Annotated in this window: 19 protein-coding genes and 1 pseudogene; 6 read left to right on the top strand and 14 right to left on the bottom strand. The window is 71.6% G+C overall.

Translation table 11 applies throughout. The annotated features are described in order from the left end of the window. Window positions 1-109 precede the first annotated feature (109 nt). The 7 genes and pseudogenes from ACZ7CH_RS31000 to ACZ7CH_RS30970 all read right to left on the bottom strand — a co-directional run. Entirely contained in the window at window positions 110-3052 is a 2943-nt protein-coding gene (locus ACZ7CH_RS31000; protein WP_470375561.1) for an AfsR/SARP family transcriptional regulator, read from the bottom strand. Then, the gene (locus tag ACZ7CH_RS30995) at window positions 3049-3636 is read right to left on the bottom strand and encodes a nitroreductase family protein (protein ID WP_470375560.1); all 588 of its coding nucleotides are present in this window, start codon (window positions 3634-3636) and stop codon (window positions 3049-3051) included. Before ACZ7CH_RS30995 ends, ACZ7CH_RS31000 begins: the two co-directional genes overlap by 4 nt. A 231-nt stretch (window positions 3637-3867) precedes the next feature. After that, complete coding sequence (locus tag ACZ7CH_RS30990) at window positions 3868-4443, bottom strand: DUF742 domain-containing protein (protein WP_470375559.1); 576 nt, start codon at window positions 4441-4443, stop codon at window positions 3868-3870. After that, complete coding sequence (locus ACZ7CH_RS30985; RefSeq protein ID WP_360398043.1) at window positions 4440-4838, bottom strand: roadblock/LC7 domain-containing protein; 399 nt, start codon at window positions 4836-4838, stop codon at window positions 4440-4442. The genes ACZ7CH_RS30990 and ACZ7CH_RS30985 overlap by 4 nt, the downstream gene beginning before the upstream one ends. Further along, the gene (locus ACZ7CH_RS30980) at window positions 4835-6934 is read right to left on the bottom strand and encodes a sensor histidine kinase (protein WP_470375558.1); all 2100 of its coding nucleotides are present in this window, start codon (window positions 6932-6934) and stop codon (window positions 4835-4837) included. Before ACZ7CH_RS30980 ends, ACZ7CH_RS30985 begins: the two co-directional genes overlap by 4 nt. A 4-nt stretch (window positions 6935-6938) precedes the next feature. Continuing rightward, on the bottom strand, window positions 6939-7076 hold the full coding sequence (locus ACZ7CH_RS30975) for an MFS transporter small subunit (protein WP_360398039.1): 138 nt from the start codon (window positions 7074-7076) through the stop codon (window positions 6939-6941). A 116-nt stretch (window positions 7077-7192) separates the two neighbouring features. Then, window positions 7193-8527 (bottom strand): annotated as a pseudogene (locus ACZ7CH_RS30970) (OFA family MFS transporter); the annotation flags it as partial. 155 nt (window positions 8528-8682) lie between these two features. On the opposite strand from ACZ7CH_RS30970, the gene ACZ7CH_RS30965 reads away from it, so the two are divergent. Both ACZ7CH_RS30965 and ACZ7CH_RS30960 read left to right on the top strand, forming a co-directional pair. Continuing rightward, window positions 8683-9210 (top strand): DUF485 domain-containing protein, encoded by a 528-nt coding sequence (locus tag ACZ7CH_RS30965; RefSeq protein WP_360398035.1) that lies wholly within the window; start codon window positions 8683-8685, stop codon window positions 9208-9210. 3 nt (window positions 9211-9213) lie between these two features. Beyond that, window positions 9214-10794 (top strand): solute symporter family protein, encoded by a 1581-nt coding sequence (locus ACZ7CH_RS30960; RefSeq protein ID WP_360398033.1) that lies wholly within the window; start codon window positions 9214-9216, stop codon window positions 10792-10794. A gap of 58 nt (window positions 10795-10852) precedes the next feature. On the opposite strand, the gene ACZ7CH_RS30955 is transcribed toward ACZ7CH_RS30960, so the two are convergent. The 4 genes from ACZ7CH_RS30955 to ACZ7CH_RS30940 all read right to left on the bottom strand — a co-directional run bounded on the left by ACZ7CH_RS30955 (window position 10853) and on the right by ACZ7CH_RS30940 (window position 14088). Continuing rightward, complete coding sequence (locus tag ACZ7CH_RS30955; RefSeq protein ID WP_470375557.1) at window positions 10853-11500, bottom strand: response regulator; 648 nt, start codon at window positions 11498-11500, stop codon at window positions 10853-10855. Beyond that, window positions 11497-12966 (bottom strand): sensor histidine kinase, encoded by a 1470-nt coding sequence (locus tag ACZ7CH_RS30950; protein WP_470375556.1) that lies wholly within the window; start codon window positions 12964-12966, stop codon window positions 11497-11499. The genes ACZ7CH_RS30955 and ACZ7CH_RS30950 overlap by 4 nt, the downstream gene beginning before the upstream one ends. Before the next feature lie 8 nt (window positions 12967-12974). Then, window positions 12975-13466, bottom strand: coding sequence for a phosphatase PAP2 family protein (locus ACZ7CH_RS30945; RefSeq protein ID WP_470371365.1), 492 nt, complete (start codon window positions 13464-13466; stop codon window positions 12975-12977). Window positions 13467-13548: 82 nt separating this feature from the next. Then, window positions 13549-14088 carry a DinB family protein gene (locus tag ACZ7CH_RS30940; protein ID WP_458434164.1) on the bottom strand — a complete coding sequence of 180 codons (540 nt, stop codon included), beginning with the start codon at window positions 14086-14088 and terminating at the stop codon, window positions 13549-13551. Window positions 14089-14144: 56 nt separating this feature from the next. Here ACZ7CH_RS30940 and ACZ7CH_RS30935 point away from each other — a divergent pair, with 56 nt between their 5' ends. The 3 genes from ACZ7CH_RS30935 (at window position 14145) to ACZ7CH_RS30925 (ending at window position 16007) form a co-directional block, all read left to right on the top strand. Next, window positions 14145-15113 carry a peptidase gene (locus tag ACZ7CH_RS30935; protein ID WP_470375555.1) on the top strand — a complete coding sequence of 323 codons (969 nt, stop codon included), beginning with the start codon at window positions 14145-14147 and terminating at the stop codon, window positions 15111-15113. 35 nt (window positions 15114-15148) lie between these two features. Further along, a complete protein-coding gene (locus ACZ7CH_RS30930) occupies window positions 15149-15343 on the top strand; it encodes a hypothetical protein (RefSeq protein WP_470375554.1) in 195 nt (64 codons plus the stop codon). Between the two features lie 145 nt (window positions 15344-15488). Continuing rightward, a complete protein-coding gene (locus tag ACZ7CH_RS30925; protein ID WP_360398020.1) occupies window positions 15489-16007 on the top strand; it encodes a DinB family protein in 519 nt (172 codons plus the stop codon). An 81-nt stretch (window positions 16008-16088) separates the two neighbouring features. On the opposite strand, the gene ACZ7CH_RS30920 is transcribed toward ACZ7CH_RS30925, so the two are convergent. Continuing rightward, window positions 16089-17669 carry a sulfatase-like hydrolase/transferase gene (locus ACZ7CH_RS30920; protein ID WP_470375553.1) on the bottom strand — a complete coding sequence of 527 codons (1581 nt, stop codon included), beginning with the start codon at window positions 17667-17669 and terminating at the stop codon, window positions 16089-16091. 77 nt (window positions 17670-17746) lie between these two features. Here ACZ7CH_RS30920 and ACZ7CH_RS30915 point away from each other — a divergent pair, with 77 nt between their 5' ends. Then, on the top strand, window positions 17747-18412 hold the full coding sequence (locus tag ACZ7CH_RS30915) for a RibD family protein (RefSeq protein WP_470371369.1): 666 nt from the start codon (window positions 17747-17749) through the stop codon (window positions 18410-18412). Here ACZ7CH_RS30915 and ACZ7CH_RS30910 read toward each other — a convergent pair. Both ACZ7CH_RS30910 and ACZ7CH_RS30905 read right to left on the bottom strand, forming a co-directional pair. Next, the gene (locus ACZ7CH_RS30910; protein ID WP_360398014.1) at window positions 18390-18794 is read right to left on the bottom strand and encodes a DoxX family protein; all 405 of its coding nucleotides are present in this window, start codon (window positions 18792-18794) and stop codon (window positions 18390-18392) included. The genes ACZ7CH_RS30915 and ACZ7CH_RS30910 overlap by 23 nt on opposite strands. After that, the gene (locus ACZ7CH_RS30905; protein WP_470375552.1) at window positions 18787-19572 is read right to left on the bottom strand and encodes a CDP-alcohol phosphatidyltransferase family protein; all 786 of its coding nucleotides are present in this window, start codon (window positions 19570-19572) and stop codon (window positions 18787-18789) included. Before ACZ7CH_RS30905 ends, ACZ7CH_RS30910 begins: the two co-directional genes overlap by 8 nt. Window positions 19573-19592: the final 20 nt, after the last annotated feature.

Genomic DNA, 19592 nt, shown 5'->3' with positions numbered 1-19592 from the left:
GGCGGTGCCGCGCACCCTCGGTGGCCACACCACCGAGGGGAGCCGGGAATGCGCAGGACGAGGGACGTCGTGGAGCAGTGGGTGGCCGTGGCGGTCGTGGCCGCGGCCGTCACCGCGCTGGTGCTGCTGGGGCTGTGGTTGTAGCAGCGGCGAGGAGCGCGCGGGCGACGGCGACCGCCCTGGGCTGGTTCAGGCCCTCGGCGGCGCGGACCGCCCGTTCCCCGAAGGCGACGGCGGTCCCGTGGTCGCCGAGCGCCGCGTGCAGCCGGCACAGCTGGCCCAGCACGCGGTCACCGGCCCAGTGGCGGCCGGACCGCGTGATCGCGTCCACGCACCACCGCGCGTACCGGACGGCGTCGTGCAGCCGTCCCTCGACCTCGGCCGCGATGGCCAGCGCGAACGACAGGCCGAGCTCGCCGTAGCCGTCCTCGGCGTCGGCCAGGCCGCGCAGCACCGCGTCGTCGTCGGCCAGCCCGGTTCCGGTGCGGCACAACGCCGCCGCCGTGCGTGCCATCTCCAGCGCCTTGGCCGGCCTGCCGAGCTCCAGCGCGGTGTGGGCGAAGTCGGTGCGCGCGAACGCCTCACCGCGCCAGTCGCCCGCCTCGTGGAAGGCCGCGAGCGACAGCTCCAGGTGGGCGACGCACTCGTCGTCGTCGCCCAGGTTGTAGTGCACGAAGCTGATGTCCTGCAACGCCATCGCGGCCCGGTTGCGGTCGCCGTGCTCCTCCAGCAGCGCCAGCGCCGCCCTGATATGTGTCATGGCCCGGTCGTTGTCGCCGCGCAGCGCGTGCATCACGCCGACGTGGTGCAGCGCGCTCGCCTCACCGGTGGGCGCACCTACCTGGCGCATCAGCTCCAGGCCGCGTTCGAAGTGCCCCTGTGCCGCGTCGAGGTCGTTCGCCTCCCGCGCGGTGATGCCGAGCAGCCCGAGGACCGAGGCCTCCCCGCGCACGTCACCGATCTGGCGCATGAGGTCGAGCGCCGCGTGCAGGTGCTCGGCCGGGTTGCCACCGGGACGGGCGAAGTGCGCCCTGCCCAGGCCCTTCAACGCCTCCGCGCGGGCACGGAGGTCGCCGAGCTGGTACGCGGCGGCGAGCGCGAGGCTGTGCACCTCCACGCGGTCACGGCCGTGGCCGCGGTTCAGCAGGTACTGCGACAGGTGGTGCGGCAGCTGCCAGGCGTGCTCGTAGTGGCCCTGGTAGGCGGCCAGGTACACGGCGGCCCGCAGGTTGCGGCGCTCGGTGTCGAGCCACGCCGCGGCTTGGCGGGCGTTCGCGAGCGGCGGCGGGTCGAGCGGCGGGTACCGCACCGCCAGCGGGATCCGCGGGTTGCCGGGCGACATCAGGACCTCCGCCGCGGCGGCGTTGTGCAGGTAGTGGTCGAGGACGCGCACGACGCCCTCCTCCCGTTCGTCCGGGAGGACGCTCGCCTTCGCGTGGTCGGCCAGCAGGTCGTGGAAGCGGTAGCGGCCGTTGTCCCGTTGCTGCACCAGGTGTGCGTCCAGCAGCGCGTCCAGCAACCGTTCCGCGTCGGGCCGGGTCGTGCCGATCAGCGCGGCGGCGAGGGACGCGTCCCAGTCGTCGCCGGGGTGCAGCCCGAGCAGCCGGAACAACCGCTGCTGCTCGCCGGTGAGCTGGTCGTAGCTCATCGCGAACGCCTTCGCGACGCTGCGCTCCCCCGCCGCCAGCTCGGTCAGCCGCTGCTCGCCGAGCCGGCGCCTCAGGTCCTGCGCGGTCCACGCCGGTCGCGTCCGCCACCGCGCACCGGCGATCCGCACCGCCAGCGGCAGGCACCCGCACAGCCGGACGATCTCGCGGGCCGCCCGCGGGTCCTGGCCGGCGCGCGGGCCGACGATGCCCGTCAGCAGGTCCAGCGCGTCCTGCTCTGGCAGCACGTCCAGCGAGATCGTGCGGGCCGCGTCCAGGTCCACCAGCCGGTGCCGGCTCGTGACGAGCACCAGCCCGCTGCCCGGCAGCAGCGGCCGGACCTGCGCCGCGCTGACCGCGTTGTCCAGCACCACCAACGCCCTGCGGTGCGCCATCTCCGCACGCCACAGCGCCGCTCGCGCGTCCAGCTCGTCCGGGACGTCCCCCGCGGGCACCCCGAGGGCGGTCAGCAGCGCGTGCAACGCGTCCAGCGGCGTGCGCGGTTCGACGCCGTCGGTGTGCGAGTGCAGGTCCACGAACAGCTGCGCGTCCGGGAACCGGTCCTTGAGCCGGTGTGCCGCCCGCACCGCGAGCGTCGTCTTGCCGATGCCCGCCATGCCGTCGATCGCCGTGATCGCCACGCACCCCGGCGGCACCGCGGCGAGCACCCGGTCCAGGTCGTCCTGCCGTCCGGCGAAGTCCGCGATGTCGCCCGGCAGGTCGTTGCGCGCCCTGGGCCGGTTGTCCGCCCGCAGCACCTGCTGGTGCGCCTGCTGCAGCTCGGCGCCCGGATCGACGCCGAGCTCGTCGGCGAGCCTGCGGCGCACCTCCTCGTAGGCCCGCAACGCCTCGGCCGGCCGGCCGCTGCGGTGCAGGGCGTGCACGAGCTGGGCCCACATCCGTTCCCGCACCGGGTGCTGCCGGGTGAGCGCCCGCAGCTCCGGCACCAGCTGCTCGGGCCGGCCCCGGCGCAGGTCCCCCTCGATCCGCGCCTCCAGCGCCGCGAGGTGGGTCTCGACGAGCGCGGGCCCGTGGTCGCGTTCCAGCCGGTCGCTGCCGATGTCGGCGAACGGCCGCCCGCGCCACAGCCCCAGCGCCACCTCCGGTTCCGCGCGCCCGAACAGGTGCAGGTCGACCTCGGCGGGGTCGACGTCGAGCAGGTACCCGCCCGGTCGCGTCCTGATCAGCTCCGGGTCGCCGAGGTCCTCCCGCAGCCGCCCGACCGTCGTCTGCAGCGCGTTGCGGGTGCCGCCGACCAGGTCGACGAGCTCGTCCACCCCGACCACCTGCCGCACCCGCACCAGCAGCGCGGCCAGCACCACCCGGCGCTTGCCCGGTGGCACGTGCACGTGCCGTCCGCCGAGCACGACCTCCAGCGGCCCGAGCAGCCGGAACGCCGTCGTCACCCCCACTGCCCCCAGCGCACGACCTCCTCGAACGGCGAACGCTTCCGCGTCCGCGGCGACGCCCCCGGCGACACCTCGGTCTCCGCCGGGTGCCCGATGGCGATGGCTCCGATCGGCTCGTGCGTGTCCGGCACGCCGAACTCCGCCCGGAACGCCGGCCACTCCTCCCGCGGTATCCCGAAGAACACCGCGCCCAGTCCCTCGTCGACCGCGGTCTGCAGGATCAGCAGCGCCGCCATGCCGGTGTCGACGTGCCAGTACGGCACCGGCCAGTGGTCCTCGCTGCGGTCGGTCCAGCCCTTGTCCGGCTGCGCGTACCGGTCGAGGTAGGTGTCCTTGACCGACATCGGCACCACCAGCACCGGCGCGGCTTTCGTGTCGTCGGTGGCCCAGACCTGGCACCGCTCCCGGAACCGCCGCAGCGACTCCCCCCGCAGCACCAGGAACCCCTGCCCCTGCGAGAACCCGGCCGACGGCCCGCGCACCGCGTTGCGCATGATCCGCCGCAGGCTCTCGTCGCTGACCGGCTCGTCGGTGAACTTCCGCACCATGCGCCGCTTGCGCACGACGTCCTGGAACTCCACGGCCCCTCCCCACAGATCGCCCGGTCCCCCGACCGTAGCGGACCCCCTGCCCGCCCCCGCATCTGCAAGTACCACCAACTCAACATCAACCAGCACTTTTCTACTACCAACAGCGCTTCCGGCTCCCCGCCGCGCCCGGCCAGGTTCGGTGCACGGCGAACAAGTTGGTGGTAGTCAGCGGTGGTTTGATCAAGGGTTGGTGGTACTTGCAGATGCCGTCGGCAAGGAGGGTCAGAGGCGGCGCAGGCCGGCCAGCACGCGTTCCATCAGCGCGCCGTCGGGACGGTCGTCGCCGTACGACGACGCGGTGCGGTGCACGTCGATCAGGCCGTGGCCCGCCATGTCGCCGAGCAGCACCTTCGTGACGCCCAGGGGCAGGCCGCGCAGTGCGGCGATCTCCGCCACCGACCGCGGCTGCGAGCACAGCGCCAGCACCTCCTGGTGCTCCGGCCGGACCGCGGTCACCGACCGCTCGTTCACCGAGACCAGCGTCTCGATCTCGAGGTGCACCTCGGAGGTGGTCCGGCCACCGGTCCACGCGTAGGCGCGCACGATCGACGCCGACTCGATCGGCGGCAGCGGCGGCACCGGCTCGAACACCGTCGTGGCGTACGGGTCCGGCTGGGCGTACAGGTCGGGCCGGGGGAACACCGGCGGTGCGGGGCGGTCCGGTTCCGCCACCGGCTCGGGCGCGGGTTCCTGCCTGGCCCTGTTCTTGCGGCCACGGCGTCTGATCCGGTCGCTGTCCAGGCTGAAGCCGCTCATCAGGTCGCCGAAGCTGACCTGCTGATCGTCGTCGCCGCTCATGCCAGCTCTGCCCGCAGCTCCGGCGTGAGCAGCTGACCCACCTGCCGCACGACCACCGTCATCTCGTACGCGACCTGCGCGACGTCGCAGCCGGCGGCGGCGAGCACCGCGAGGACCGAGCCGTCGCTGATCGACATCAGCAGCATGACGCCGCGGTCCATCTGGACCACCGTGCGCACCACGGCCTCACCCGCGAAGCACGAGGACGCGGACTCGGCGAGCGAGACGACGCCGGCGACGATCGCCGCGAACTGCTCGGCCGACTCCGGTGGGAGCTTCGAGGACGAGACCAGCACCAGGCCGTCGGCGGAGATCACCACCGCGTGCTCGATGCCGGGCGTGCGTTCGGCGAAGTTGGTGACCAGCCAGCCGAACTGGTCCACCTGCGTGCTCATCGACTCTCCTGCCGGTCGGGAAGGCCCTTCTGCACGCCGCGCTGGAAGGCGTCGAGGAAGCCTCGGGCCGACTCGGGCGTCTGGCGTGCGGGGGGCGGCGGGGTGCTCGCAGCGGGTGCGGCGAACCAGGACGCGTGCTGTCCAGGAACGCGCATGGGCGTCTGCAACGTCTGCTCCTCGATCGCCTCCCCGCGGAAAGACTCCCAGGACTCGTCCCGCCGTGGTGCCAGTTCGGCGGGAACCAACACGATCGCGCGAGTCCCCTTGCCTTGTTTCGCATCGAGACGTACCACGATCTGGTGGCGCGCCGCGAGCCTGCCGACGACGAAAAGTCCCATTTCGCGGAACACCTGCACGTCTGCGCCCTCGCCGGCGGCCTCCAACCGGCCGTTGACGGCACCCAGCGCCTCGGCGTCGAGGCCGATGCCCTGGTCGACGACGTCGATCTGCACGATGTCGCCGGCCTCGATGGACGCGCTGATGCTGACCTGGGTGTGCGGCGGCGAGAACGCCGTCGCGTTGTCGAGGAGCTCGGCGAGCAGGCGGACGAGGTCGCTCGCCACGTAGCCGACGACCTCGGCACCGGGCGCGGTGTGCACCACGACCCGCTGGTACTGCTCGATCTCCGCGGCCGCCGCGCGCAGCACGTCGGTCAGCGGGATCGGGCGGGTGAAGCGCCTGGCCACGTCACCACCGGAGAGCACCATCAGGTTCTCGTTGTTGCGGCGCATGCGGGTGGCCAGGTGGTCGAGCTTGAACAGGTTCGCGAGCTGCTCCGGGTCCTCCTCGAACTTCTCCAGCTCCTCCATCAGCCTGAGCTGGCGTTCCACGAGGCTCTGGCTGCGCCGCGAGAGGTTCACGAAGATGTTGCGCATGTTCGCGCGCAGACCGGCCTGCTCCACGAGCGAGCGGACGGCCTGCTGGTGCACCGCGTCGAACGCGCGCGCCACCTGGCCGAACTCCTCGGTCGTGTGCACCGGCACCGGTTCGACCTCGGTGGTGCCGCGCCCGGTCGCCACCATCTCCGGCAGCTTCTCCCAGGCCACGTCCAGCGCGGAGCGGCGCAGCGCGTTGAGCGAGCGCAGCAGGTAGCGGCCGACGACGAACCCGACGGTCGCGGCCAGGATGAGGCTCGCGAACAGCAGCGCCGACGCGGCACCCGCGGCGTCGCTGGTCTCGTCGCGCAGCCGGTTCGCGGTGTCGCGCAGGTCGGTCTGCAGGCCGCGGACGACGCCGTCGAGCGACTCGGCGACCGCCCCGGAGGCCTTCGTCCAGTCCTCGGCCGCGATCGGCAACGGCCTGGGCCGCGCGCCGCCGGACGCCGCGGAGTCCGAGGTCGGGTGCAGCAGCGCCGCGCTCAGCATCTTGCGGTGGGCCTCGATGTCGGGGCCGTTGAAGCCCTGCCAGTACGAGTTCAGCTGCTCCGGCGTCGCGAGCGCGGCGAACTGGCCGGCGATGTAGCTGAGCTTCACGTTCGACTCGACCAGCGACCGCACCTCGGCCTGCGCGAGCAGCCCGCGGTCCAGGCCCGACAGCACGACCGCCTGCTGGTAGAGGACCTCCTCCTGCACGTGCAGCGCGTGGTGCAGGCCCATCGCGGTCTTCGACAGCGCCGGGTCGCCGAAGTCGCTCGCGAGCACCTCGTCGACGTCGAGCATCGACTCGGTCAGCGAGGTGTACTCCTTGACCGCGGCCGGCACGTCGGAGGTCTGCTCCCGCAGCGCGGGCAGCCGGGCGACCTTGGCCTCGACGTCGTTCATGCGCGCGGTGACGACCTCGCTGAGCGAGGCCTTCCCGATGGCGGTGCGCAACGCCTCCCGTGCGTCGTCGGTGCGGCGGACCTGGTCCCGCAGGACGTCCTGGCCGCCGCCTTCCGCGACGACCCGCCGTTCCGCCTGGACACCTTCGACGACCGGGATCAGCGCGGTGCGGACCTTCTCCAGCCGCTGCAGCGCGGCGTAGGAGTCGGCCCGCTCCATGTGCGACTGGATCTGCAGAACGCCGGAGACCACCGCGATGGTGACCGGGACGATCAACACCGCGGCGAGCTTCACCGGCAGGCGCCAGTTGCGCCAGTTGACGAGCGTGGTGAACATCGGCTCAGACGAAGAGCTTCGCCGCGTTCAGGAAGAGGCGGTACAGCCCGTAGGCGAGTGGGATGCCCACCCACAGCCACGCGCCGACCAGCAACAGCAGCTGCGACTTCTCCCCTTGGGCAGAGTTCACTTCCGCGCTCACTTCTGCACCACGCCTTCCGACTTGTCCGCGTCTTCGGCCTTCTCGGCGGCGGTGTCCGCGGCCTCGGCCTCGTTCCACCTGGCCACGGTGGTCTGGTCACCTGCCGCGTCCCCGGTGGCCGCGGCCGCGGCCTTCGGCTCGTGGAACCTCGGGTCGACCGGGCGGATCAGCTCGTTCGCGACGAAACCGACGACCAGCAGGCCGATCATGATGTAGAACGACGTCGCGTACAAGTCCGGTCCGGTGTGGCCGGCCTTCTTGCCAGCGTCCGCGATGGCGTTGACGATCAGCGGCCCGAGCACGCCTGCCACCGACCACGCGGTGAGCAGGCGGCCGTGGATCGCGCCGACCTGGTAGGTGCCGAAGAGGTCGCGCAGGTAGGCGGGGACGGTCGCGAAGCCCGCGCCGTAGAACGACAGGATCACCATCGCGCCGATCACGAACAGCGGGACGCTGGTCGAGCCCATGGTCAGCAGCAGCAGGTACAGCAGCGCGCCGACGCCCAGGTAGAGGCGGTAGATGTTCTTGCGCCCCACCAGGTCCGAGGTGGACGACCAGACGATCCGGCCGGCCATGTTCGCGGCGCTGAGCAGCGCGACGAAACCGGTGGCGGCCGCCGTGGCGACCGGCGTGGACGACTCCTTGAAGAAGTCGACCAGCATGGGCGCGGCCTTCTCCAGGATGCCGATGCCCGCGGTGACGTTGAAGCACAGCACGACCCAGAGCAGCCAGAACTGCGGCGTCTTGATCGCGTTGTTCGCCGAGACGTTGTGGGGGACGACCGCCTTCGGCCGGTCCTTCGCCAGCTCGGCCTTCGCCGCCTCGAACTCCTTGGAGGGCAGGCGGATCAGCAGCACGCCGACGGTCATGAAGACCGCGTAGGCGATGCCGTGGACCAGGAAGGCCTTGCCGATGCCCGAGGTCGAGGTGTTGCCGAACGCGGTGAGCATGGAGGTCGACCACGGGGAGGCGATCAGCGCTCCACCGCCGAAGCCCATGATCGCGATGCCGGTCGCCATGCCCGGACGGTCGGGGAACCACTTGATCAGCGTCGAGACCGGCGAGATGTACCCGATGCCGAGGCCGATGCCGCCCACGAGGCCGTAGCCGGCCACGACGACCCAGTACTGGCCGGCCCACACGCCGGCGGCCGAGATCAGCAGGCCGGAGCAGAAGCACACCAGCGACATGAACATCGCCCAGCGCGGTCCGCGGCGCTCCACGGTCGTGCCGAGCACCGCGGCCGACAGGCCCAGCATCACGATGCCGAGCTGGAAGGGCAGGGCGCTCTGCGTCCCGGTGATGCCCAGCGATTTCTCCAGCGGCGTCTTGAAGACGCTCCAGGCGTAGGCCTGGCCAATGGAGAGGTGAATCGCGAGAGCCGCGGGCGGAACGAGCCAGCGGTTCCAACCGGGAGGCGCGATCGTGCGTTCGCGCGCTAAGAACCCCACTTTATCCCCAACCGTCACGAAAACGCGGACCGGACGATCCTAGGCCAGCCGCACACGTGCGACAACGGTCCGAACCAGTCGCGGTGATGTTGCGCATCTCGCAACTCCGGTGCTGCCGAACCAGAAGATCCCTGCTGGACAACCATTTGAGACGAATGGACCTGTCCGATTTTGTCCTGTTCCCGGTACTCGCGCAGCTCCCAGCGGCGTTGACTGGACACGTGCGGGCGCTAGAGTGTGCCCGCACGCAGGAGGGGCGGGAACAGATGACCAAGGCGATGTGGTCGCCTGGCGAAACACAGCACGGACAACCGGAAATCAGGGGTTTCGCGTCGTTCGACGACCCCGAGGCCTTGTCGTACGTCGATTCGAACGGCAAACCGAACTTCGCGCTCATTCAACAGAGCGATGAATTCCGGACCCTGCGCCGCCGGCTCACGACGTTCATCTTCCCGATGACCGCTTTGTTCCTGGCTTCGTACCTGACGTTCGTGCTGCTGTCCGCGTATGCGAAGGACTTCGTCAGCACGAAGGTCATCGGAGTGATCAACCTCGGGATCTTGCTGGGTCTCGGCCAGTTCGTCGTGTCCATCGTCATCACGCTCTCCTACGCGCGTTACGCCAAACGGAGGCTGGACCCGCAGCGCAGGCTGCTCGCCGAGAAGACCGGCGTCGAGGAGTAAGGCATGCCCACCACCGGCAACCCGGTGCTGAACCTCAGCGTCTTCGCGGTGTTCGTCCTGATCACCCTCTACATCGTCTACCGCTTCAGCAGCCGCAACGTGACGGCGTCGGACTACTACGCCGCGGGCAGCTCGTTCACCGGCGCGCAGAACGGCGTGGCGCTGTCGGGCGACTTCCTGTCCGCCGCGTCGTTCCTCGGCATCTCCGGCGGCATCGCGGCGCACGGCTACGACGGCTTCCTGTACTCCGTCGGCTGGGTCGTCGCGTGGCTCGTCGGCCTGCTGCTGATCGCGGAGGGCCTGCGCAACACCGGCCGCTTCACCGTCGGCGACGTGCTGGCGTTCCGGATGCGGCAGCGCCCGGTCCGCGCGGCGGCGGCGAACGCGACGCTGGTGATCTCGTTCTTCTACATGATCGCGCAGATGGCGGGCGCGGGCGGCCTGATCGCGTTGCTGCTCAACGTGTCCTCGAAGTGGGGCCAGGCGCTGCTGATCGCGGTCGTCGGCATGGTCATGGTGCTCTACGTGCTGGTCGGCGGCATGAAGGGCACGACGTGGGTGCAGATCATCAAAGCCGTCCTGCTGCTGCTCTGCGTGACGCTGATGAGCGTCTTCCTGCTCGGCAAGTTCGGCTTCAGCCTGTCCGCGATCATGGAGCAGGCCACCGAGCACAACGAGCTCGGGGCGGCGGTGCTCGACCCCGGCGCCAAGTACGGCTTCAGCGCGATGTCCAAACTGGACTTCGTGTCACTGGCGCTGTCGCTGGTGCTCGGCATCGCGTCGCTGCCGCACGTGCTGATGCGCTTCTACACCGTGCCGAACGCCGCCGAGGCGCGCCGTTCCGTGGTGTGGGCGACCTGGACGATGGTCATCTTCTACCTGTGCACGCTGGTGATCGGCTTCGGCGCGATGGCACTGGTGGGCACCGACAAGATCGCCGCAGCACCGGGCGGTGAGAACTCGGCGGCGCCGCTGCTCGCGTTCGAGATCGGTGGCGCGGTGCTGCTCGGCATCGTGTCGGCCGTGGCGTTCGCGACGATCCTCGCGGTGGTCGCCGGTCTGACCCTCGCGGCGTCGGCCTCGTTCGCGCACGACGTGTACGCCAACGTGATCAAGCGCGGCAACGTGGAACCGCGCCGCGAGATCAAGGTCGCCCGCCTCACCGCCGTGGTGGTCGGCGTGCTGTCGATCATCGGTGGCATCGCGGCGAACGGCCAGAACGTGGCGTTCCTGGTGTCGCTGGCACTGGCGCTGGCGGCGTCGGCGAACCTGTCGACGATCCTCTACACGATCTTCTGGCGGCGCTTCAACACCACCGGCACGCTGTGGAGCATCTACGGCGGCCTCGGGTCGTGCCTGGTGCTCATCATCTTCTCGCCGGTGATGTCCGGTGCGAAGACGTCGATCTTCCCGGACGTCGACTTCGCGTGGTTCCCGCTCGGCAACCCCGGCCTGGTGTCGATCCCGTTCTCGTTCCTGTGCGGGTTCCTGGCGACGATCTTCTCGAAGCGGGAGCCGGAGAACGCGGCACTGGCCGCGGAGATGGAAGTCCGCGCCATCTCCGGCATCGGCGCCCGCACCTGACCTTTCCGGCGTCTGCAAGTACCGCCAACTGCGAGTTGGTGGTACTTGCAGATGCCGGTCAGGCAGGGATGATGCCGGACTCGTGGGCGATGATCGCGGCCTGCACGCGGTTGCGGACGCCCAGCTGCCGGAAGATCGTGCTGACGTAGACCTTCACGGTGCCCTCCACGACGTGCAGGCGGGACGCGATCTCGGCGTTGGACAGGCCGGCACCGAGCAGGCCGAGCACCTCGCGTTCGCGGGCGGTGAGGACCTCGATGCGCTGCTGCGCCAGGGGTCGCGGGTGCGCGCGGGAGAGGCGGTCGACGACCCGCTTGGCCACCAGCGGCGACAGGTACGCGCCCCCGCTCGCGACCGCCCGCACACCGGCGATGATCTCCTGCGGATCACCGGTCTTGAGCACGAACCCGGCCGCGCCCTCCCCCAGCGCCCTGCTGATGTACGCGTCGTCGGCGAACGTGGTCAGCACCAGCGTCTTCGTGCCGGGGTGGCACTCGCGGACCACCTTCGCCGCGTCCAGCCCGTCGAACACCGGCATGCGGATGTCGAGCACGGCCACGTCCGGCCGGTGGCGGGCCACGAGGTCGATCGCCTGGCTGCCGTTCTCCGCCTCCGCGACCACCTCGACGTCCACGGCGGTCGCGAGCACGGCCTTCACGCCGAACCTGACCACCGGCTCGTCGTCCGCGAGCACGACCCTGATCAACCGCTCCTCCTCGCGAGCCACAGCTTGGACACGAGCCGATCATCCCGGAAGCACAGCTGGTGCAGGTCGTGGCGGTCGCCGTCGAACGGGTTGGGGTGCGTGCTGTAGTAGCGGCAGTCGGTGCCCGGCGGTGCGGTGACGCCGAGCGGGTTGTCGACGCGGGTGCGCAGCGGCAGGTCCAGGTCGTCCTCGCGCTGCCCCGGCTGGGCGCGGTCGAACTGCTGCGGGGTGAGCACGGACGTCGCCGCGTCGAACACCATGTAGCCCGGCACGCCGATCGCGATGCCCGCGCACACCACCGACGTGATCAGCACGGTTCGGCGGGCGGTCCGGCGGATCTCCTCCTCCGTGCGTTCGCGGCGCACGTGCGTGGGCGTGGTGCGGGCGCGCGGGCGTTCCGGGAGCTTCGCCCTGACCTCGAACCCGCCGTCGTCCGACGGGCCCGCCTCGAACCAGCCGCCGACGAGCGCAACCCGTTCGGCGAGGCCCACCAGGCCCTTGCCGCTGCCGACGGCCTGCGTCCGCGGCGCGGGACCGTTCGTGACGCGCAGCTCCAGGTTGGCGGTGAGGCGCACGCTGACGTCGGCGCCGGGGGCGTGCTTGATCACGTTCGTCAGCGCCTCGGCGACGACGCGGTGCACGGTCCGCGCGATGATCCCGTCCAGCGGCTCGGTGCGGTCGTTGACGAGCCCCACCCGCAGGCCGGAGCGGCTGACGACCTCCTCGACCGACGTGACCGGTTCGTCCGCGTCGGCGCGCAGCACCTGCATGACGTCCGCGAGGCGTTCCGCGGCGGCGGTGACGCTGGCCCGCGCGGTCCTGGCGGCCTCGCGTTGTTGTTGTGAGAGCGCCGGTTCCAGCTCCAGCGCACCGACGAGCAGTGCGGCTCTGGCCAGTTCGTGGCCCACGAGGTCGTGCATCTCACCGGCCAGGCGCGCGCGTTCGGCGTTACGGGCGTTCTCGGCGTCGCGTTCCAGCAACGCGGCGTGCTCCCAGCCGACCTCCTGCAGCTCGGCGTACCGGCGGCGGAACCGCCCGAACGCCCACGGCACCACGCCCAGGACGCCGATGCCGGACGTGACGGCGAGGGCGGTGTCGGAGCCACCGCGGTCGACCAGCGCCACGACCACACCGATGACCTCCGCGACGGTCAGCGTGATCGCGCCGACCCGCGGGTCGCGCGCGTACCGCCCGGCGAAGAAGCTGGTGGCCGCGAGCGCCGGGGCCAGCGCGAGGACACCGGTGGCGCTGTCGAGCTCGACGCGCACGAGGTAGCAGACCAGCCACGCGCTGAGCGCCGAGCCCAGCGCGACAGCGGGTCTGCGGCGCACCGCGGCGAACGCCGCCGCGAGCACCGCGAGGTAGAGCAGGACCTCCCACCCGGCGAGGCGCCCGGCCCTGGTGGTCACGCCCGCCGCGACCACCGGCAGCGCCGCGCACACCCACAGGACCAGCCTCAGCCACACGGGGCCCATCATCCCAGCCGGCTCATCACCACGGTCGGCGCGTCGTCGGGCAGTGCCCGCCGCTTCGGCAGCACCCTGGTCAGCAGCACCGCGATCCCCCACGACACCAGCGCACCGAGGGTCAGCCCGGCCAGCACGTCGTGCACGTAGTGGACTCCCACGACCACCCGCGACGCCGCCGCTGCCAGCGCGCACACCGCCGCGACCCAGCCCAGCGCGCGGTGCATGGCCCAGATCGCCATCGCCGCCGCACCCGCGATCACCGAGTGGTTGCTGGGGAACGACCAGTCGCCCACCTCGGGGCACTCCGCGAGCGACGGCCTGGTCCGGCACGGCCGGTCCTCGCGCACCAGCAGCTTGACCACCTCGCTGACCGCGTAGGCCAGCACCACCCCCGCTCCGGCCAGGACGGCCCGCAACCGGAAGCGGAACCACAGGAACGCGAACATCAGAGCGAACACACCGAGCACCGCGTCGGTGCCCACAGTCAGCCAAGTCACCCGGTCGAACCTACGAAGCCCGGCGCCCGCGCACCTCTGGCGTTCGGAACCGGTGCACCTTAACTTTCGGCAAGGGTGGCCGTCAGCGCGTCTGCGCCGCCATGCGCTCCACCAGGGCGAAGTACTCCGGCGGGTTGCCGGCGCCGGTGCGGCCGTCGACCAGCTCGCGCACGACGTCGCAGTGCCCGGCGTGGTGGGCGGTCTCCGAGACCACGCGGACCAGCAGGTGCCCGAACGTGGTCTGCCGCTTGTGCTCGGCCCACCACGGCACGGAGGCGGGTGCGTCCAGCGGCAGCGCGGCGATCGCCTCGTCGGTGTGGCGCCAGGCCGTGCGGTAGAGGTCGAGCAGGTACTCGCGGCTCTCGTCCGGTTTCGCCCACATGTCGGCGCCCTCCCAGATCGAGCCGTCCTCGACCCACGGCAGCACGACCGGAGCGGGCCTGCCCACGCAGTCGCCGAGGTAGCCGAGCTCGATGCCGGCCAGGTGCTTGACGAGGCCGAGCAGGTTGGTGCCGCTGGGCACGAGCGGGCGGCGCACGTCGTACTCGGCCAGTCCGTCCAAAGAGGACACCACGGAGTCGCGGGTCTGCTGGAGGTAGTGGCGCAGGTCGTCGGCGATCATGCGACGAGTCTCGCAAAACCCGCCGGTGGGGCGCAGCGGGATGAGAGTGTCGGAGCGTGCAGAAACTCATCGTCGCCGCCGTCGTCGGCGTCTCGCTCGTCACCGCCGTCCCGGCCCACGCCGGCACCGCCCACCGCGTCGACGCCGCCGCGGGGTGGCTGGCCGCGCAGCTGGTGGACGGCGAGCGGCTGGAGACCGACTTCGGTGGCGTGAAGTACCCGGACCAGGGCCTGACGATCGACGCGGTGCTCGCGTTCTCGGCCGCCCGCTCGGCCGACGGCCACGCCGGCCGGGCCATCGCGTGGCTCGCGAAGCCCGAGATCGCCGGCGCCTACCTCGGCACGGACGGCGAGGCGTACGCCGGTGCGCACGCCAAGCTCGCCGTCGCCGCACGGGTGAAGGGCAAGGACCCGCGGGCGTTCGCCGGGCGTGACCTGCTCGCCGGGCTCACGGCCTTGCAGGCGCCCTCCGGCCGCTACACCGACCGGTCGCAGTTCGGCGACTTCTCCAACGCGTTCACGCAGTCGTACGGGGTCATCGCGCTGAAGGACGGCAAGGCCGCCGGGTACCTCGCGGCGAGCCAGTGCCCCGACGGCGGGTTCCCGGTGGCGTTCGAGACCTCGCCGTGCGTCAGCGACGTGGACGCGACCGCGATCGTCGTCCAGGCCCTGCGCTCGACCGGCAAGCCCACCGGCAGCGCCCTGACGTGGCTGCGGAGCCGGCAGCAGGCCGACGGCGGGTTCCCGAGCGCCCAGTCCGGTTCCAACGCCAACAGCACGGGCCTCGCCGCCCAGGTGCTGTCCGGTCAGAGCGCGGCGAAGGCCCGCGCGTACCTGCGGTCGCTGCAGGTCGGCTGCTCGGCACCGGTCGCGGACCGGGGCGCGATCGCGTTCGACTCGACCGGTTTCACCCCGGCGACGGCGACCCGTGCGACCGCCCAGGCCGTGCTCGGGCTGACCGGCGCGAACCTCGCCACGCTGCGCGGCGGCGGCCGGGACACGGCCGTGCGGCTGCACTGCCGATGAGTTTGCGGGCCCCGATCACCGGAAACCACCAGGGCATGACCGAACCCCAGCAGTTCACGACGCCCGAGGGCGGTGGCGAGCCCGTCGACGACGAGCCGGACGCGGTCGCGGTCGCGGCGGGCGAGGGCGGCCACGTCACCGCGCCCGAGGAGACCGCCATGCGCGTCGAGGAGACCGAGGAGGGCGGCGGCCGGGTCGATCGCCCGGACGACGGTTACCTGAACCGGTGAACCACCGACGGTGACGAACACGTCACCGCCCTGTCGCTCGAACGCCGCTCAAGTTCCGCTTGAGCGGCGTTCGTCTAGGACACAAGCTGACCTCAAGTGGTCATAGAGTCCTTCGTGTCGGACAAACGAGCGAAGGACACAGGCGATGACCACCACCGAGATCCTCACCGGCGAGCGCGCGGACCTGCTCGAGAGCCTGCGGCAGCACCGCTGGTTCCTGACGTTCACCGCGCAGGGCCTCACCGACGAGCAGGCGGCGTCCAGCCCGACGGCCAGCGCGCTGTGCATCGGCGGCCTGATCAAGCACGTCGCGACGGTCGAGGAGAGCTGGGTCCGGTTCATCGAGCACGGCACGTCGGCCATGGAGGTCGACCACGAGTCGACGGACTACGAGAACCACGCCGCGAACTTCCGGATGGCGCCGGGCGAGACGCTGGAGGGCGTTCTGGCCCGCTACCAGGAGGTCGCGGCCTACACCGACCGGCTCGTCGAGACGGTCGACCTCGACCTGACGCACGCGCTGCCCACGGCGCCGTGGTTCCCCGAGGGCGCGACCCGGTCGGCGCGGCGGGTGCTGGTGCACATCGTCGCCGAGACCGCGCAGCACGCCGGCCACGCGGACATCATCCGCGAGACCATCGACGGCCAGAAGACGATGGGCTGAGCACGACGGTCCGGGGGACGACGGTCCGGGCTCGCGGTCGGCGCCGCGGCCCGGAGGAGCTCGGGTCCGGGCGCACCCCGGCTACGCCTCCGGCGGGGAGAACGTCGAGAGGAACTGGTCGCGGAAGTCGCTCATCCGCGACACCGGTGCCGTCGCGCCCGGACGGAGCCCGTCGTCCCACCCCCACTCCCCGACCCGCTCCAGCACGGCCGGGTCCCTGGCGACGACCGTGACCGGCACGTCCTTCGAGGCGCCCTCACCGGTCACCACCTGAGCGGGCTGGTGGTCGCCGAGGAACACGAACACCAGGTCGTCATCGCCGTAGCGCTCCAGGTAGGACACGACCGACTCCAGCGAGTACGACACCGAGTGCGCGTAGTCGGCGCGCACCGCGGCCGGGTCGCGGCCGAAGATCGACTCGGGCGGGTCGTCCGAGGCGGGCATGCCGGCGTAGACGGCGCCGTCGCCGAGGCGGTCCCAGTCGACGAAGTCCGGTGTGGGCGACCAGGGTGCGTGCGAGGACACCAGCGGGATCGCGGCCATCACCGGGCCCTGCCGCTTCCCGCGGACGTTGCGCTGGAACGACTCCAGCGTGAACTGGTCCGGTGTGGTCGCGTACCCGAACCGCGGGCCGGTGTAGCCGAGGTCCTGCGCCGCGTAGACCTCGTCGTAGTGGAAGAAGCCGCCCTCCGGCCACGCCTGCGTGATGCCCGGCACGACGCCGGCCGAGTGCCACGACGCCTCGCGGAACGCGCGCGGCAGCGTGAGCCGGTCGCTCGCCACGAGGTTGCGGTAGCGCTGCTGGTTGTCGATCCACAGCCCGGACAGCAGCGTCGCCTGCGCCATCCAGCTGCCGCCGCCCGCGGTCGGCGAGGTCAGGTAGGCCGACTTCGCGGTGTACCCGCGGGCGTTCAGCCGTGCGCCGCCGTCGGCGAGCTTCGCGGCCACGTCGGGCAGGTCCAGCGCCGACCTGCCGTAGCTCTCCACGAAGGTGAACACGACGTCCTTGTCCTGCAACGCCGACAGCAGTCCCTGGCGGCCGCGGAACGCGTCGACCGCGGCCTCCCTCGCGAACACGTCCTGGTCGCGCAGCCCCGCCTGGAAGCGCCGCGCGTGGTCGGCCACCGAGGTCGCCGCCGCGTCGGAGTAGACCGGGACTCCCGGCACCGCAAGGGAAACGCACCCCACGACGGCGAGCGCGACGACCCGGACGACGACCGGGCGCCGTCCGGCGGCCACCGATCCCAGGCGCTGCACGGACATCGCGGCCAGCACCACGATCCCGGCGACCAGCGCGACCGCGAGCGCCACGGCCAGCACCGAGGCGAAGCGGCCGAACGTCACGTCCACGAAGTCGACCGCGGGCACCAGCAGCGGCCAGTCGAGCACGAGGTCGAACGGCCGGTACAGCACCGCGTCGAACCCGATGTCCATGACCTTCACGACGGTGAAGAGCCCCAGCGCCACACCGAGGACGAGCGCGGCGGGCCGGCGGAACCGGTCCGGCAGCAGCACCAGCAGCAGCACGCCGACGAGACCTTCCAGCGGCACCCGCAGGAACGCCTCGACCGTGAACCTCTCCAGGTCGCTCGGTGCGATGAGCACGAACAACACGAACAGCCCCGCCAGCACCGTGGCCGTCCGCCGCAACACCGTCCGCACCGAGTTTCCCCTTTCCCTGCTCCTGGGTTAAACGCGGCGCGACCCCGGACCGGTTCAACTGCACTAGCATCGGATGCGTGACCCGCCCGCACGTTCTGCTCAGCGTGGCCGTCAGCCTCGACGGCCACATCGACGACCGCGGCACCGAGCGCTTCCCGCTTTCCAACGCCGAGGACTTCGACCACGTCGACCGGATGCGCGCGGAGTCGGACGCGGTCCTGGTCGGGGCCGAGACGTTGCGGCGCGACAACGCGCGACTGCTCGTCTACAGCGAGGAGCGGCGCGCGCGCAGGGTTGCCGGGGGAAAGCCGGAGTTCCCGTTGCGGGTGACCGTGACCAGGAGCGGCCGGCTGGACCCCGGGCTGCGCTTCTGGCACTGCGGCGGGGAGCGCCTGGTGTACTCGCAGGCCCCGGTCACCACGGTCGGCCACCTGGCGGAGACGAAGACCTTCAGCGAACTCCCCGAGATCCTGGACGACCTCGGCGAACGCGGTGTGCGGAAGCTGATGGTCGAGGGCGGCACGAGCATCCACACGGCGTTCCTGAGCGCCGGGCTGGCCGACGAGGTCAGGGTGGCCGTCGCGCCGATGCTGATCGGGCAGGCGACGGCCCCGCGTTTCGTGAACCCCGCCGAGTTCCCCGGTGGACCGGCCCGCCGGTTCCACCTGGAGGACGTCGAGAAGGTCGGGGACGTCGCCGTGCTGCGCTACTTCCCGAAGGTCACTTCTTCTTCGCGAGGCTGAGCGCGCCGAGGACCTGCTCGCGGCGGTAGACCGCGATCACCAGCGCCCACACCATGAACAGGAGCGGCATCTTCGCGTCGTCGAGGCCGCCGTTGGTCACGAGGAACACCTCGGTCAGCGCGGCGCCGGCCATGATGCCCGCCAGCGCGAGCGCCGCGAGGCCGCAGATGCGCGGGACCAGCAGACCGACCGCGGTGGCGATCTCCAGCACGCCGGTGAAGTACCGGAACCACTGGCCGAGGCCGATGTCGTCGAACTTCGCGACGAACTGGTCGGTGAACAGCGAGTAGCCGTTCAGGAAGAACTGCACGGCGAGCGCGATCTGCAAGATCCAGACGACGACGTTGCCGACCTTCGCCGCGGTGGAGGTCTGCTCAGACATGGCGGGATTCTCCCACCACGGCAGCGCCGTTGTGCCACAGCCAGAGCACATCGCGACCGAACGACCACACCAGCGACACCAGCGCGAGACCGACGAGCACGCCCGCGAACGGCAGCAGCCCCGACGCCGCCACGACGAGGACGATGCCCTGCACCGCCGCCACGACCTTGCGCGCGTAGCTGGCCGGAAGTGGCGCGTTGAGCCAACGGAACTTCCACGACGCGGCGACGAACGCGTACCGCATGAGCCCGATCGCGAGCACCCACGGACCCGTGTGGACGGCCACGTACGCGCTCAGCACCAGGATCAGGAACGCGTCGACCTCCATGTCGAACCGGGCGCCCAGCGCGGTCGACGTGCCCGTGCGGCGCGCGACCTGGCCGTCCACCCAGTCCAGCGACAACGCGACCGCCGCCAGCGCCACGACCAGCGCGACCGGCACGTCCTGCCCCGCGCGGTCGGCGACCAGCGCCGTGACCGCGCCGACCAGCAGGCCGCGCGCCAGCGTGACCCGGTCAGCGGGCCCGAGGGAGGCAATGCGGTGCCGTTGCACGCCATAGCCGAGGAACGCCCAGGTGGCGAACCCGTAGGCCAACCCTGCGGCCCACCCGAGCGGCCCGAGCCCGACCATCGCCGCCACGACCACCAGCAACGCCACCTGCACCCCCGCCCACACCCCCGGTTCGAGGGGAACGTAGGACTCCCGCGTGCCCCTGAGGGGAACGCGGGGCCCCCGCGTGACAGCGGCGGAGGTGCGGGTGTGCTGGAGTGTGGTCATCAGTGGCCCCTAGCGCGGCG

The organism is Lentzea sp. NPDC037011 (assembly GCF_055607425.1).
This window is presented reverse-complemented; position numbering and strand designations above follow the sequence as displayed.